Raw genomic sequence first — 15,143 nt, forward strand, 5'->3', positions numbered from 1 at the left:
CTCCTCTGCCAAGGCCAGGACGCTCTCAATGAAGCCCCAATCCGCAGCAAATCCACCCTTGTCCACTGCCTGAGCGACGCAGCCCGTTTTCTCTGGATCGAGACTCTTCTCCAAGGAGAGAAAAACGACCGCTACGGCAAGTGGAAGCCGTAACATCAATTTGAACTTCCGTTACGGCATCAACCTGAGCGGTAAAGTAAAAAGTTACTCTACAGCTTTGAGATACGTTGTATCTTTTTCAACAGTGCGGTACTGGCATGACAACAAGCCTATGCTTGGGGGAGCTTTGTCATGACGACACCCATCACCTCGATTGGTCCCGAGACCAAGGTCAACATCACCACGGTTTCGGACCAGAAGGCTCCCAGCATCACAGGCTTGGCCGATGGCGGATGGATCGTCACCTGGCAGTCCAACAATCAGGACGGCGGCGGTTACGGCATCTACCAGCAACGCTTCGACAAGACTGGCGCTGCCATCTCCACGAGCGATCTCCGCGTCAACCTCACCACGGCGAGCGACCAGGCCGATCCGAGCGTGACGGCCCTCCCCGATGGGGGCTGGGTGGTCACATGGGTCTCACAGAACCAGGACATCGGCTGGAACGGCGGCATTTATCAGCAGCGCTACAACAAGGATGGCATTGCTCAATACACGGCGGACAAGCTCGTCAATACGAATGTGGCTCTCGATCAGTCCCTGCCGAGCGTCACGGCCCTGAAGGATGGCGGATGGGTGGTGACCTGGGTGACCGACGGCCAGGACGGCTCTGGCATGGGCGTCTACCAACAGCGCTACAACGCGTCGGGAACCGCAGTCGGTGCGGAGACCAAGGTCAATGCCTTGACGGATGGCGGGCAATCCCGGCCTTCGGTGACGTCTCTTCCCGACGGCGGCTGGCTGGTCACCTGGGAGTCCCATACTTCGTCCGGGGCGCATGCGATCTATCAGCAGCGCTACAATGCGAGCGGCGTCGCCTCCGCCGCTACTGACCTGCCTGTCGAGACGACCAACTCGGACTACAAGGTCATGCCAACCGTCACGACGCTGGCCGATGGCGGCTGGGTCGTCACCTGGACCTCCTACAGCGCCGGCGGTGACATCGTTCAGCAGCGTTTCGACAAGGACGGCGTGGCGCTCTTTTCCACGCCGCAACGCGTCAATGTCACGACAGGAGGATTGCAGGAACCGGGCACCGTCACGGCCCTGAAGGATGGCGGCTGGGTGGTTGTCTGGCAATCGGCCGGACAGGATGGCTCGGGCAACGGCATCTACCTGCAGGCCTTCGACAAGAACGGCAATCCCGCAGGCCCAGCGGACATGCTCGTCAACACCACCACCGCCGGCAACCAGGAAATGCCGAGCGTGACGGCGCTCAACGACGGCTGGATCGTCAGCTGGCAATCCGCCGGCCAGGACGGCGACGGCTACGGCATCTATCAGAAGCGTTACTTCACCAACTCGCCTCCGACCGGCATCACGCTCTCCCGCGAGAGCGTGAACGAGGACGTCACGGGCGTCATCGCAACGCTGGATGGCATCGACCCGAATGCCGGAGATACATTCACCTTTGCGCTCGCAGAGGATGCCAGCGGCAAGTTTGAGATCGTCGGTAACGAGCTGCGCCTGAAGGCAGGCGAGAGCCTCGATTATGAGACGGCGACATCCCACACGATCAAGATCACCGTCACCGATCAGACGGGCCTTTCCGTCACCAAGTCCGTCACAATCACCGTAAAGGATGTGGTCGAGAACCGTGTGCCTACCGGCGTCATCCTCTCGCGCACTGCCGTGGATGAGGATGAAACCGGCCTGATTGCGACGCTCGATGGTGTCGATCCGGATTTAGGCGACAGCTTCACCTTCTCTCTCGCGGAGGATGCGAGCGGCAAGTTCGAAATCGTCGGCAGCGAATTGCGTCTGAAGTCAGGCGAGAACCTCGATTATGAAACCGCCAAGTCGCATGCCATCAAGATTACCGTAACCGACAGGCTCGGCGCTTCGGTGACGAAGACGGTTCTGATCACCGTCAACGACATCGCCGACACCAACGATGCGCCGACGGATATACGCCTGAACGGCGGCCTCGGCACGGCGATTGCGGAAGACGCCACCATCGATACGTTCATCGGCGTCTTGAGCGCGACGGACAAGAACGGCGATCCGGTGACTTTCCACTTCGCGCCCAGCGGCGATGCGGGCGGCCTCTTCGTCATCGATCCCGTGACGAACCAGATCAAGCTCGCGCCCAGCGCCGTGCTCGATTACGAAGCGCTCGCCACGGGCAAGAAATACTACACGCTCTCGATCTATGCGGATGACGGCAAGGGCGGCGTCAGCGCCCCACAGACGATCACCATCGGCATCACCGACGTCAACGAGCGTCCCGACACCGCGATCACCGGCACGGGCCCCTCGGGCGCCATCGTCGTGGACGAAGGCGCTACGACCGGCACGCTCGTCGCCTCCTTGACCGGCTTCGATCCGGAGGGCGACGCGATCACCTACGCCCTGCTGGACAATGCGGGCGGTCGCTTCAAGATCGTCGGCAGCGAGATCCGCGTGGCGAATGGCGCGCTCATCGACTTCGAGGATCCCGACGGCGCATCCCACACCCTCACCCTGCTCGTGATCGACGCCAAGGGCATGAGCCAGGTGAAAACGCTCACCGTGAGCGTGACTGGCAAGAACGACGCCCCGACGGATATTCTGCTGTCGAAAACGTCCATTGCCGAGAACACGGCCAGCGACACGGAAGTCGGCGTCTTGAGCACTGTCGACCAAGATGTGGGCGACACGTTCACCTACACGCTTGTCGACGATGCGGATGGACGCTTCAAGCTCGACGCCACAAAGACAAAGATCCTGGTCGCCGACGGATCGAGGCTCGATTACGAAACCGCCTCCTCGCATGCGATCAAGGTTCTGGTGACGGACAAGGGTGGCCTGACCTACGAAAAGACCATCATCATCAATCTCACTGACGTTGCCGAGGCCCCGGCCAACCATGCGCCGGTGGACATCATTCTCTCAGGCGGCGCGAAAGGCAATGCCTCGGTGGACGAGAATGCCGTAACCGAGATCGAGATCGGCAGCCTCGGCGCCATCGACTTCGACAGCGGCGACAGCTTCACCTACACGCTGCTCGACGATGCAGGCGGTCGCTTCAAGCTCGATGCCACCAAGACCAAGATCGTCGTGGCCGATGGCAGCCTGATCAACTACGAAGCGGCGGCCTCCTACACAATCAAGGTTCAGGTCTCCGACGGGAAGGGTGGAACTTTCACCAAGTCCATTGCGATTGCCGTCAACAACGTCAACGAAGCGCCATCCAACATCGTCTTCACCGGCTCATCCGTGGATGAGAATGCGTCGAACAACATTTTCGTCGGCTCTCTCGGCGTAATCGATGAAGATTTTGGCGGCACCTATGTTTACGAGCTCACGGACAATGCCGGCGGACGCTTCAAGCTCGGCGCCGACGGAAAATCCATTCTGGTCGCCAATGGCGCCCTGCTCGACTACGAGTCCGCCTCGTTCCACGACATCACAGTGCGCGTCACGGATGGTGGACATGTCGTCGAGAGGACAATTCGCATCCAGCTCAACGATATTCCCGAGCCTCCAGCGAACGAAGCCCCATCCAATATTATGCTTTCCGCCTTCTCCGTCCTGGAGAACGCTGCCAATGGAACGGTAATCGGCAGCTTCAGCGCCACCGACGCGAATATCGGAGATACGTTCACCTTCAGCCTCGTCGATGACGCTGGCGGGCGCTTCGAGATTTTCGAGGGCAAGCTACGCGTCAAGGATGGAACGCGTCTCGATTTCGAGAGCGCCACTGTTCATACGATCAAGGTGCGCGTGACCGACAAAGGCGGTCTTTCCTTCGAGAAAGAATTCGACATCGATGTCGGCGACGTGACGGAAACACCTGGAGGATCAGGCGATACCGGCAATCACGCTCCGGTCGACATCACCCTTTCGGGTGGCGCGAAAGGCAACGCCTCCGTCGACGAGAATGCTGGAACCGATATCGAAGTCGGCACCTTAAGCGCCATCGACCTCGATAGCGGCGATACATTCAGCTATACCCTCCTCGACGATGCCGGTGGGCGCTTCAAGCTCGATGCGTCCACGACCAAAATTCTGGTGTCTAATGGCAGCCTGATCGACTATGAGGCGGCGACCTCTTATACGATCAAGGTACAGGTCTCCGACGGCAAGGGTGGCACATACACGAAGGTGATCGCGATTGCGGTCAACAACGTCAATGAAGTGCCGACCGATATTCTGCTTTACGGCGGATCGATCGACGAGAACGCCGCCAACAACATCTTCGTCGGCTCATTGAACACGCTCGATCCCGATGCGACCGGAGCTTATGTCTACGAACTCGTGGACAATGCCGGCGGCCGCTTCAAGATCGGAGCCGACGGCAAGTCGATCCTGGTCGCGAATGGCGGGCTTCTCGATTTCGAGACCGCCTCTTTCCACGACATCACGGTTCGTGTCACCGATGGTGGGCATGTGATCGAGAGAACGATCCGCATTCACCTCAACGATCTTCCCGAGACTCCTGCGAACACTGCTCCCTTCGGCATCACGCTCTCGACCGCTACCATTGCCGAGAACTCGGCCAATGGAACCGAGATCGGCATGTTCGGCGCCCTCGATGACAATGCAGGCGACAGCTTCACCTATACGCTGGTGAACGATGCGGGCGGCCGCTTCGAGATCTTTAACGGCAAGCTCCGCGTGAAGGACGGCTCTCGTCTCGATTTCGAGAGCGCCGCCGTTCACACGATCAAGGTGCGCGTCACCGACAAAGGCGGGCTGTCCTTCGAGAAGGAGTTCGACATAGAGCTCACCGATGTGGACGAGACGCCCGTCAATCACACTCCCAATGTGGTGATCTCCGCAGGCAAGGCCGTTACCAACACGACGGATACGGGACCTGCGGTAAACCCCTTCAAGGGCGTGAACCTGTCCGATGTCGAGAACGACACGCTCACGGTGAAGGTCAGCTTCTCCGCTGCCGACGGCAATCTGATCATCCCGGATTATATCGACGCCAACGAGGAAGTCGCTGGCGGCACCAAAACCTATACGTTCAGCGGGAAGGCGGACACGCTCGCTCTCATCCTGCGCATGCTGCGTTTCGAGCCGACGGCGCGCCCGGAGGCCGAAGCGGGATCCGTTGTCTCAACGGTGTTCTCGATCCAGGTGAGCGATACGGCTCATCCAGATACCGTCATCTCCAATGATGAGGTCACGGTACGCACGACCATCGTCAACCGCAGCCCGACGAATATCGTGCTCGATACGAGCAGCGTGCTCGAAGCCTCTGCCAGCGGCACGGAAGTCGGCACCCTGTCCGCAACCGACCAGGCCAACTCCACCTTCACGTATGAACTGGTCGATACGGCTGGCGGGCGCTTCAGGATCGAGGGCGATAAGCTCGTGGTCAATAACGGCCTGCTTCTGGATTACGAACAAGCCACGTTCCACACCATCAAGGTCAGGGTGAGCGACGGCACGAAAACCTTTGATAAGAGCCTCGTGGTTTCCGTGACGGATTGGATCAGCGAGAAGGTAACGGGATCCAGCGGCAACGACCGACTCCATGCCAATCTCGGAAACAACATGCTCAATGGCGCTGCCGGCAACGACACGCTGATGAGCGGCGTCGGTAACGACGTGATCTACGGCGGCACCGGCAACGATTTCATCTATGGCGGCGCTGGCAACGACGTTCTCTATGGTCAGGCGGGCAAGGATGTGTTCGTGTTCAATACGGCGTTGAACGCGCGCTCCAATGTCGACACGATCAAGGACTTCAGCGTGAAGGACGACACGATCTACCTGGAGAACGCCATCTTCAAGAAGCTGACCAAGACCGGCAAGCTCAGCAAGGACTTCTTCACCATCGGCCCGAAGGCGAAAGATTCCAAAGATTACATCGTCTACAACGACAAGACCGGCGCGCTTTCCTACGATGCGGATGGCTCTGGCAAGGGCGGGGCGATCAAGTTCGCCCAGCTCCCGACGAAGCTGAAGATGACCTATCTGGATTTCTTCGTCATCTGAGCGAAGACCTCCCTGCTTTGGGCCGGGCTCTGCGAGGGACCCGGCCTTTCCGCATTTTCGGGGTAGGCGAAAGGCCCCCGAGGGGCTAATAGCCCAGCGACGCCATGGAGGGCTTTTAAGGCATGAACATCCTTCTCATCGGTTCCGGCGGCCGCGAGCATGCCCTGGCACGCTCCCTTTCGGCGAGCCCCCTTTGCAGCAAGCTCTTCATCGCTCCCGGCAATCCCGGCACGTCTCAAGCCGGCACCAATGTTGCCCTGGACGTCACCGACCATCAGGCGGTCATCGATTTCTGCCGGGTCATGGCCATCGGTTTCGTGGTGGTCGGTCCCGAGGCTCCTCTGGTGGCGGGGCTGGTGGACGATCTGACGGCTGCCGGTATCAAGGCCTTCGGCCCCAGCAAGGCCGCAGCGCAACTCGAGGGCTCCAAGGCCTTCACGAAGGATCTCTGCGCCGAGTTCAACATTCCCACCGCCGCCTATCGCCGCTTCACCGATGCGGAGACGGCCAAGACCTATGTGCGCAGTTACGGCGTGCCCATCGTCGTGAAGGCCGATGGCCTTGCCGCCGGCAAGGGCGTGGTGGTCGCCACCTCGTTCGAAGAGGCGGAGAGCGCCATCGACATGATGATCGGCGGCGGCCTCGGAACGGCCGGAGCCGAAGTGGTGATCGAGGCCTTCCTCGATGGCGAGGAGGCAAGCTTCTTCGCCCTGTGCGACGGCACTCACGCCATTCCCTTCGGCACCGCGCAGGATCACAAGCGGGTGTTCGACGGCGATGAGGGGCCGAACACGGGCGGCATGGGCGCTTATTCTCCCGCCGCCATCCTGACGCCCGATCTTCAGGCGCGCGTCATGCGCGAGATCATCGAGCCGACATTGAAGGGCATGGCTTCGCGCGGCACGCCCTACAAAGGCATTCTCTATGCCGGCCTCATGCTCACGAAGGATGGACCGCAGCTCATCGAGTACAACGCGCGCCTGGGCGATCCCGAAACGCAGGTGCTGCTGCCGCGCCTGAATTCCGATCTCGTGGAGGTGCTGCTCGCTGCCGTCGAAGGCAAACTGAATAGCGTTTCTCTTAGCTGGTCCGATAAGGCGGCGCTGACGGTGGTGATGGCCGCGAAAGGTTATCCCGGAACGGTGGAGAAAGGCTCCGAGATCCGTGGCTTCGACAAGGCTGAAGCACTCGACGATGTGATCGTCTTTCACGCGGGCACGAAACAGGATGGCGACAAGATCGTCGCCAATGGCGGACGCGTGCTGAATGTGACGGCCCTCGGCAGAACAATCGCGGATGCGCAGGCGAAGGCTTATGAAGCCGTCTCGAAGATCGATTGGCCGGAAGGCTTCTGCCGACGCGACATCGGCTGGCGTGCTGTTGCGCGCGAGCGGGGCTGACAAACGCACTTGCCTCCCTAAGTTCTAGAAACCATCCTCTCCACAACCGGCGAGCGACGATTTCATGAGCGACGACCTCTTTCCCGGATTCGAAAGCCATTGGATCGATACGGATATCGGGCGCATCTTCGCGCGCTCGAAAGGCGATGGTCCGCCGATCGTGCTTCTGCATGGCTTTCCGCAGACGCATGTGATGTGGCATCGCCTCGCGCCTTCACTCGCCGAGACGCACAAGGTTGTCTGCATGGATCTGCGCGGCTATGGCTGGTCTACCGCTCCGAAGGGAGACGCGAAGCACGAGACATATTCCAAGCGCGCCATGGGCCAGGACGTCATCCGTGTGATGGAAGCGCTCGGCCATGTACGCTTTTCCGTCATCGGCCATGATCGCGGTGCGCGCGTGGGCTACCGCCTGGCGCTCGACCATCCCGGCCGTGTTGAGCGCCTCGCTCTTCTCGATATTCTGCCCACCTATCACGTGTGGGAGCAGATGCGCTCCGGCAAAATTCCGGAGGCGCATTGGGGTTATCTCTCCCAGGCCTATCCGAAACCGGAAGAAGAAATTACGCGCGATCCCATCCCCTATTTCGAGGGGTTGATGAAGGCTTGGTCGGCGGCAGGCTCTCTCGATGCCTTCGATCCGCGCGCGCTCGAAGCCTATTGGCAGAGCTGTAACGAGCCCACGCGCATCCATGCCTTCTGCGAGGATTACAGGGCCGGTGCCACGCGCGATATTGAGGCCGACGAGGCCGATCTTGCGGCGGGCAAGAAAATCCAATGCCCAGTCTATCTCATCTGGAGTGAATTCTATCTCGTCAGTGGCCCTGTCGGCGACGACCGGCAGCCCCTTGAGGTCTGGCACAAGAGCTTCGCACCCAAAGCTCACGGAATCGGCGTAACCTCTGGCCATTTCGTGGCCGAAGAAAACGCAAGCGCGACGCTTGAAGCGCTGCAGGAATTCCTGAAGTCCTGAACGTCATCCCGGGGCTGCGCAGCAGAACCCGGGATCGTCCTCAGAATGAGGCGTCATCTCACTATGCGATTCCGGATATGAGCTTCGCTTCGTCCGTGATGACTGCCTCAGCGCCGTTCTTCGAAAAACTCTTTCAGCAGCGCTGCCGCCTCGCTCTCGCGAATGCCGCCATAGATCTCCGGCGCGTGATGGCAGGTGGGCTGATCGAAGAAGCGCACGCCGTTATCCACCGCGCCGCCTTTCGGGTCATGCGCCGCGTAATAGACCCGGCGGATGCGGGCAAACGAGATCGCGCCCGCGCACATGGTGCAGGGTTCGAGCGTGACATAGAGATCGCAGCCGGAGAGCCTCTCGTCGTCCAGCGCCTCGCAGGCGCGGCGGATGGCGAGCATTTCCGCATGGGCAGATGGGTCACGCAGTTCCCGGGGCCGGTTGCCGGCCGAGGCGACGATGCGGCCGTCCTTCACGATCACAGCCCCCACCGGCACCTCCCCGCGCGCGGCGGCGGCGCGCGCCTCGTCGAAGGCTACGCTCATCGGATCGGATCCGGCTGGATCGGACTGGCTGTGATCGGCGTTTCTCATGTCACTCGCTTCTCGTGCTCTCCTCTGCTATCAGGCTCTTATGACCGACAGCAACGACGATAATCGCAAGGGCCGTTCCTCGGGACGCTCCGACCGTGGCCGCACCTCCGGTGACAGGCCCTTCCGCAAACCCCGCGAAGGCGGCGAGCGCCCCTTCCGCGCCCGAGGCGAGGATGACCGCCCGCGCAAGCCCCGCGACGCAGGCGACAAGCCCTTCCGCAGCCGGGACAACGACGAGCGTCCGCGCCGTCCGCGTGCTGAGGGCGACAAACCTTTCCGGGCTCGCCGCGAGGATGGGGATCGCCCCTTCCGTAGCCGCCCTGAGGGCGGCGACAAGCCGTTCCGGGCCCGCCGGGAAGACGGAGATCGTCCGTTCCGCAGCCGCTCTGAGGGTAGCGATAAGCCTTTCCGCGCCCGTCGCGAAGATGGGGACCGCCCGTTCCGTGAGCGCTCCGAGCGCGGCGACAAGCCGTTCCGCCCGCGCCGCGACGAGGGCGACAGGCCCTTCCGTGGCCGTGGCGGCGATGACCGTCCGCGCCGTTTCGACCGCTCGGCCGAGGATCGCCCGCGCCGTCCGCGCGAGGAGCGTCCTGAGGTTCAGGCCGAGGTTTCGCAGGAGCCGTCCGAGGAGCGTATCGCCAAGGTGATCGCCCGCGCGGGCATCGCCTCCCGCCGTGACGTCGAGGCGATGATCGCGGAAGGCCGCATCACCCTCAACGGCAAGGTTCTGGAGAGCCCCGCCATCAACGTGACCGCCGCCGACAAGATCACCGTGGACGGCGAGCCGCTGCCCACCAAGGAGCGCACGCGCCTGTGGCTCTATCACAAGCCGCGCGGCCTCGTGACCACGGCCCGCGATCCCGAAGGCCGCCCGACCGTGTTCGAGAACCTGCCGGAAGACCTGCCCCGCGTGGTGGCGGTGGGTCGCCTCGACATCAATACCGAAGGCCTGCTGCTTCTCACCAATGACGGCGGTCTTGCTCGCGTCATCGCCCACCCGGATACCGGCTGGCTGCGCCGCTACAAGGTGCGCGCCCATGGCGACATCACGCAGGCCGATCTCGACGGGCTTCGCGACGGCATCACCATCGACGGCATCGAATACGGTCCCGTTGAGGCGCGGCTCGACCGCGTGCAAGGCGACAACGTGTGGATCACGATGGGTCTGCGCGAAGGCAAGAACCGCGAGATCAAGCGCATCCTCGAACATCTCGGGATGCAGGTAAACCGCCTGATCCGCATGTCCTTCGGCCCGTTCCAGCTCGGCGATCTCGAGCAGGACCTCGTCGAGGAAGTGAAGACGAAGATCCTGAAGGATCAGCTCGGCGCTGCGCTCGCTGCGGAAGCCGGCGTGGATTTCGAAAGCCCTGTGCGCGAGCCCATCGCGCCCTTCGGTTCGTCGAAGAAGGATCGTGATGATCGCGACGAACGCCCTGCCCGCTTCGGCCGTGGCGGAGACGAGCGTCCGCGTCGTCGTGACGATGACGAGAAGCCCTTCCGTTCGCGCGGCAAGGATCGTTTCGAGCGTGAAGAGGAAGAGCCGAAGAAGCGTCCTTCGCGTTTGGAGGCGAAGAAGAGCGTGTGGCGCGCCGGCGAGAGCGACGAGGATGCTCCGCGTAAACGAGCACCGCGCCGTGGCGCCGATCCGCGCGAGGCGCGCGCCGCCAGCGCAGAACGTCCGCGCGAGCGCGTCGGCGCCATCTCTTCGGGCGAAGGCCGCAAGGTTGTGGTGGAGCGCCTCGTGCGCCAGCCGCAAGAAGAGCAGGCTCCCGCACCGCGCAAGGGTCGCGGCGCTGGCCGTGACGATGATCGTCCGCGTCGTCGCGATGATCGCGATGCAGCCCCGGCCCGTCGCGGCCGTGACTTCGGTGCAGGCCGTCCCCGTCGCGATGACGACGAGCGTCCGCGCCGCCCGGCAGGCGACCGTCCGTTCCGCTCCCGCGAAGGCGGCGAGGATCGCCCGCGCAAGCCGCAGGGCGACAGGCCCTTCCGCGCACGCAGCGAGGGAGGCGACGAGCGTCCGCGCCGTGGGCCTCCGCGTGGAGACGGTCCCTCGCGAGGCGGACCTCGCGGCGGTGGCTTCAAGGGCGGACCGCGCGGCGCATCCAAGGGCGGCTTTAAAGGCGGCTCCAAGGGTGGCTCCAAGGGCGGACCGCGCGGTCGTCGCTAAGTGAGGATTGAACGATGAGAATTGTGGGCGGGCGCTGGCGCGGCCGCTCGCTCAAGGGGCCGAGCTCGGACGCCATTCGCCCGACCTCGGATCGCCTGCGCGAGACGATCTTCAACATTCTCCAGCACGGCTATGACGACCCCATCGAGGGCGCGCGCGTGCTCGATCTGTTCGCGGGCACCGGCGCGTTGGGGCTCGAAGCGCTTTCGCGCGGCGCAGCCTTCGCGCTCCTCGTCGACGATGGCGCGCAGGCGCGCGGTATCATCCGCGAGAATATCGAGACGCTGGGCGTCGGCGGCGCAACCCGCCTCTTCCGACGTGACGCCACGCGCATGGGTGACGCTGCCCCCAACGCACCCTTCTCCGTCGTGTTCTGCGACCCACCCTACGGCAAGGATCTCGCGCCGAAGGCACTGCGCTCCTGTGCGGAAGGCGGATGGCTCACGCCCGATGCACTCGTGATCGTGGAGGAGGCGCAAGGCGTCGATGTCACGCTGCCTGAAGGCTTCGAAGAGATCGAGCGACGCGACTACGGCGAGACGAAAGTGGTGTTCGGGCGGTTCAGAGGATAAGGCCGCAACTTTTGCGTGCTCCAAGCTCGCAAGAAGGTTGTCCTAACGTCAGATTTCTATAAATTGCGCCCACGCATCATTGCATCACCGTTCGACCTAGCGGGGGCCACCATGTCTCAGCCGTTTCTCTGGGGATCTCAGATCGCTCTGCCTGGAGGCGTCAGCGATATGAGCGTGACGACGCTCAGCAACGGCAATTTCCTGGTCCTCGGCAAGACGGAAGCAGCGACGCCGAACGCCAAGCTGAGAGCCTGGATCTACAATGCCGATGGCTCGCTCAAGGAAGAGAAGATCATCGGCTCGCTGGATTACGGCCCTCCCTTTTACGACACTCCCCTGACAGCCATATCGAGCAGCCCTTTTGCGACAGGGCTTCCGGACGGACGCATTGTCCTGACATGGTCGATTGTGAGCAATGCTCCCGGACATCGCGGAGCATGGATGGGAATTTACGGGAGCGACCTGACGCCCATCGGAAAGCCCATCTCTGTTGCCGGTCTTGGAAGCGCTCCCCAGGGTCTGAATGGACACTACAAGGGAGATGACGCCATCGGCCTCGCCGATGGGCGCATCATCACCACGTATCGGAGCCTGGACGGCAAGGCTTTTCTGCGCGTTTGGCATCCCGACGGAACTCTCTCCGATCCGTTGGAACTCGGCCCAACGATCGCCACCACAGACAATACGGGCTTCGGCTCCATCGCCGATCTCGCAATGTTGGCCGACGGCAAAGTGGTTGCTGCGTTTCGTGCCAGCGCAACCGAGAACAAGATTTATGTGCTGGACCCGTCTGCGAGCGGCAATCCTGTTATTCTGAAAGAAGTGACGATTCCTGTCGTCGCGGACGTTGGAATGACGTCGATGGAGATCACTGCCCTCAAAGGCGGCGGCTTCGTTGTGACATGGACGGAGGCGGGAGGGATTGGTCCGAGCGGTGCGGAGCCCCTCGTCACGGTCAGGTATCAAATCTACGATTCCGACGGCGAGAAGGCCACGGAGCCTTTGTCGTTCTACGCAACCGTCAATGAGGCTGAGTTAACAGGAACGCCGTATGTGGTAGCCCTTCCCAATGGCGGCTTTGCCCTGGCTTCTCAGGTCGTCACGAATGCCATGACCAACACATCGGAAGTTCGTCTGGCCGTTTATGACGCGGCAGGCGCATTGGTCAGCGAAAAGCTGCTCGTCAGCACGTCCACGACAGGGAGCCTCGTTTCCCTCAAGGGCCTGTCCCTGATGGCGGACGGACGCATCACCGCATTGATGTCGAATGGCATCCAGATCGTCGATCCGCGCGAGGAAGCGGTTTCGCTGACGGGAACATCGGGCAAGGATCACTATATCGGCACAGGGTTCAACGACATCTTCAGTGGCAGCGCGGGTGCCGACATTCTCAATGGCGCAGGCGGCATCGATTACGTGTCCTTTGCCAGTGCGAAGAAGGGCATCACGGCAACTCTTTACAGCGGCATCGGAGGCGATGCGGCGGGGGACGTCTATCGCAACATCGAAGGCCTGATCGGCTCTTCCTACAATGATGTTTTCTACGGCAACGGCGCCGCGCGCCTGAAGGGCGGCCGCGGCAATGATACCTACATCATCAAAGCGAGAGATTATGTGGAGGAAGCTGTCAACGGAGGTTGGGATACGGTCGTCGTCAAGACAAGCCACACCTTGGCGGCAAATGCGCAGATCGAAGTTCTCAAACTCTCAGGCCTATCGACCAGAACTCCGGCCAGCCTGACAGGATCCAACATCGCCAATGAAATCCGTGGCCATGCAGGCAACAATACCCTGAAGGGCCAAGGCGGAAACGATACGATCTATGGTGGCGCAGGCAACGACAGGCTTTACGGAGGATCCGGCAAGGACACCTTCGTGTTCAACACGGCACCGAACAAGACATACAATGTGGACCGCATCTACGACTTCAACCCGGTTTATGACTCGTTCCGGTTGGAGAACAGCGTCTTCACCAAGCTCGGCAAAGGCACGCCCACGGGCGTGAAGTTCAAGTCGGACATGTTCGTCAAAGGCCCGCGCGCGCAGGATCAGGAAGACCGCATCATCTACGACAGCAAGACCGGTGCTCTCTATTACGACAAGGACGGAACAGGCTCCGCTGCACAGATCAAGATCGCGGCCCTCAACAAGGGCCTGAAGCTGACCTACGCGGATTTCTTCGTCGTCTGAGCGACACGGGACACTTACAGCGTGCAGAGCCTGTGAGACTGGACACATGCATCTCTCGACACAGCTATCCATCCTGTGCCAGCCTGCCACGCAAAGCACTTCTGGAGAAAGCAAATGGCCTATCAGCCCGCCGCCACGCGCTACGATGAGATGATCTACAACCGCTGCGGTCGGAGCGGCCTGAAGCTGCCCGCGATCTCGCTGGGACTCTGGCACAATTTCGGCGAGGACAAGTCCGCTGCGATGGCGCGGGAAATTTGCCGAACGGCCTTCGACCTCGGCATCACGCATTTCGATCTCGCCAACAATTACGGCCCGCCTCCCGGATCGGCGGAGACATTGTTCGGCGAGATCTTGCGCAGCGAGTTTCATGGATTGCGCGACGAGCTCGTGATTTCCACCAAGGCTGGGTACCGCATGTGGCCGGGGCCTTACGGCGAATGGGGCAGCCGGAAGTATCTTCTCTCGAGCCTGGACCAGAGCCTCAAGCGTATGGGCATCGATTATGTCGATATCTTCTATTCGCATCGCTTCGATCCGGAGACACCTCTGGAAGAGACGATGATGGCACTCGATACCACCGTGCGACAGGGAAAGGCGCTTTATGTCGGCCTCTCCTCCTACAACAGCAAGCGCACGCGCGAGGCTGTCGCCATTCTGCGCGAGCTCAAGACGCCCTGCATCATTCACCAGCCGAGCTATTCCATGCTCAACCGCTGGGTCGAGGAGGATGGGCTTCTCGACACGCTGGATGATTTAGCCATGGGTTCCATCGTGTTCTCGCCGCTGGCGCAGGGCATGCTGACGACGAAATATCTCGGCGGCATTCCTGATGAGAGCCGCGCGGCTCAAGGCAAGTCGCTGCAGAAGACGTTCCTGAGCGAGGAGAACATCGCTCGTATCCGCAGCCTCAACGACATCGCGCAACGACGCGGGCAGACGCTGGCGCAGATGGCGCTCGCCTGGGTGCTGCGCGGCGGGCGCGTCACCTCCGCACTCATCGGCGCGAGCAGGCCCGAGCAGGTGACGGATTGCGTCGGCGCATTGAAGAACCTCTCTTTCACCACGGAGGAACTTGCCGAGATCGATCGCTATGCTGGAGAAGGCGGTCTCAACATCTGGGCGCAATCGTCGGAACGCCAGGGACCATCGCGCGGAAAGTAA

General features: G+C 61.7%; 8 protein-coding genes. 7 read left to right on the forward strand and 1 reads right to left on the reverse strand.

Features of this window, described 5'->3' with window-relative positions; all coding sequences use genetic code 11:
- Positions 1-291: 291 nt before the first annotated feature.
- The 3 genes from MJ639_RS12335 to MJ639_RS12345 all read left to right on the forward strand — a co-directional run bounded on the left by MJ639_RS12335 (position 292) and on the right by MJ639_RS12345 (position 8,463).
- Positions 292-6,090: a cadherin domain-containing protein gene (locus MJ639_RS12335; RefSeq protein ID WP_243372899.1), complete on the forward strand. Its 5,799-nt coding sequence runs from the start codon at positions 292-294 to the stop codon at positions 6,088-6,090.
- A 122-nt stretch (positions 6,091-6,212) separates the two neighbouring features.
- Entirely contained in the window at positions 6,213-7,490 is a 1,278-nt protein-coding gene (purD, locus tag MJ639_RS12340; RefSeq protein ID WP_243372908.1) for a phosphoribosylamine--glycine ligase, read from the forward strand.
- 64 nt (positions 7,491-7,554) lie between these two features.
- Positions 7,555-8,463, forward strand: coding sequence for an alpha/beta fold hydrolase (locus MJ639_RS12345; protein WP_243372909.1), 909 nt, complete (start codon positions 7,555-7,557; stop codon positions 8,461-8,463).
- A 107-nt stretch (positions 8,464-8,570) separates the two neighbouring features.
- On the opposite strand, the gene MJ639_RS12350 is transcribed toward MJ639_RS12345, so the two are convergent.
- On the reverse strand, positions 8,571-9,047 hold the full coding sequence (locus tag MJ639_RS12350; RefSeq protein ID WP_243372917.1) for a nucleoside deaminase: 477 nt from the start codon (positions 9,045-9,047) through the stop codon (positions 8,571-8,573).
- Between the two features lie 40 nt (positions 9,048-9,087).
- On the opposite strand from MJ639_RS12350, the gene MJ639_RS12355 reads away from it, so the two are divergent.
- The 4 genes from MJ639_RS12355 to mgrA all read left to right on the forward strand — a co-directional run bounded on the left by MJ639_RS12355 (position 9,088) and on the right by mgrA (position 15,143).
- A complete protein-coding gene (locus MJ639_RS12355) occupies positions 9,088-11,217 on the forward strand; it encodes a pseudouridine synthase (protein ID WP_243372920.1) in 2,130 nt (709 codons plus the stop codon).
- A 14-nt stretch (positions 11,218-11,231) separates the two neighbouring features.
- Positions 11,232-11,789, forward strand: coding sequence for a 16S rRNA (guanine(966)-N(2))-methyltransferase RsmD (gene rsmD, locus MJ639_RS12360; protein ID WP_243372922.1), 558 nt, complete (start codon positions 11,232-11,234; stop codon positions 11,787-11,789).
- A 111-nt stretch (positions 11,790-11,900) separates the two neighbouring features.
- On the forward strand, positions 11,901-13,979 hold the full coding sequence (locus tag MJ639_RS17845; RefSeq protein ID WP_279306611.1) for a calcium-binding protein: 2,079 nt from the start codon (positions 11,901-11,903) through the stop codon (positions 13,977-13,979).
- Positions 13,980-14,093: 114 nt separating this feature from the next.
- On the forward strand, positions 14,094-15,143 hold the full coding sequence (mgrA, locus tag MJ639_RS12375; protein ID WP_243372924.1) for an L-glyceraldehyde 3-phosphate reductase: 1,050 nt from the start codon (positions 14,094-14,096) through the stop codon (positions 15,141-15,143).

This window comes from Microvirga solisilvae, from assembly GCF_022808595.1.
Taxonomy (GTDB): Bacteria; Pseudomonadota; Alphaproteobacteria; order Rhizobiales; family Beijerinckiaceae; genus Microvirga; species Microvirga solisilvae.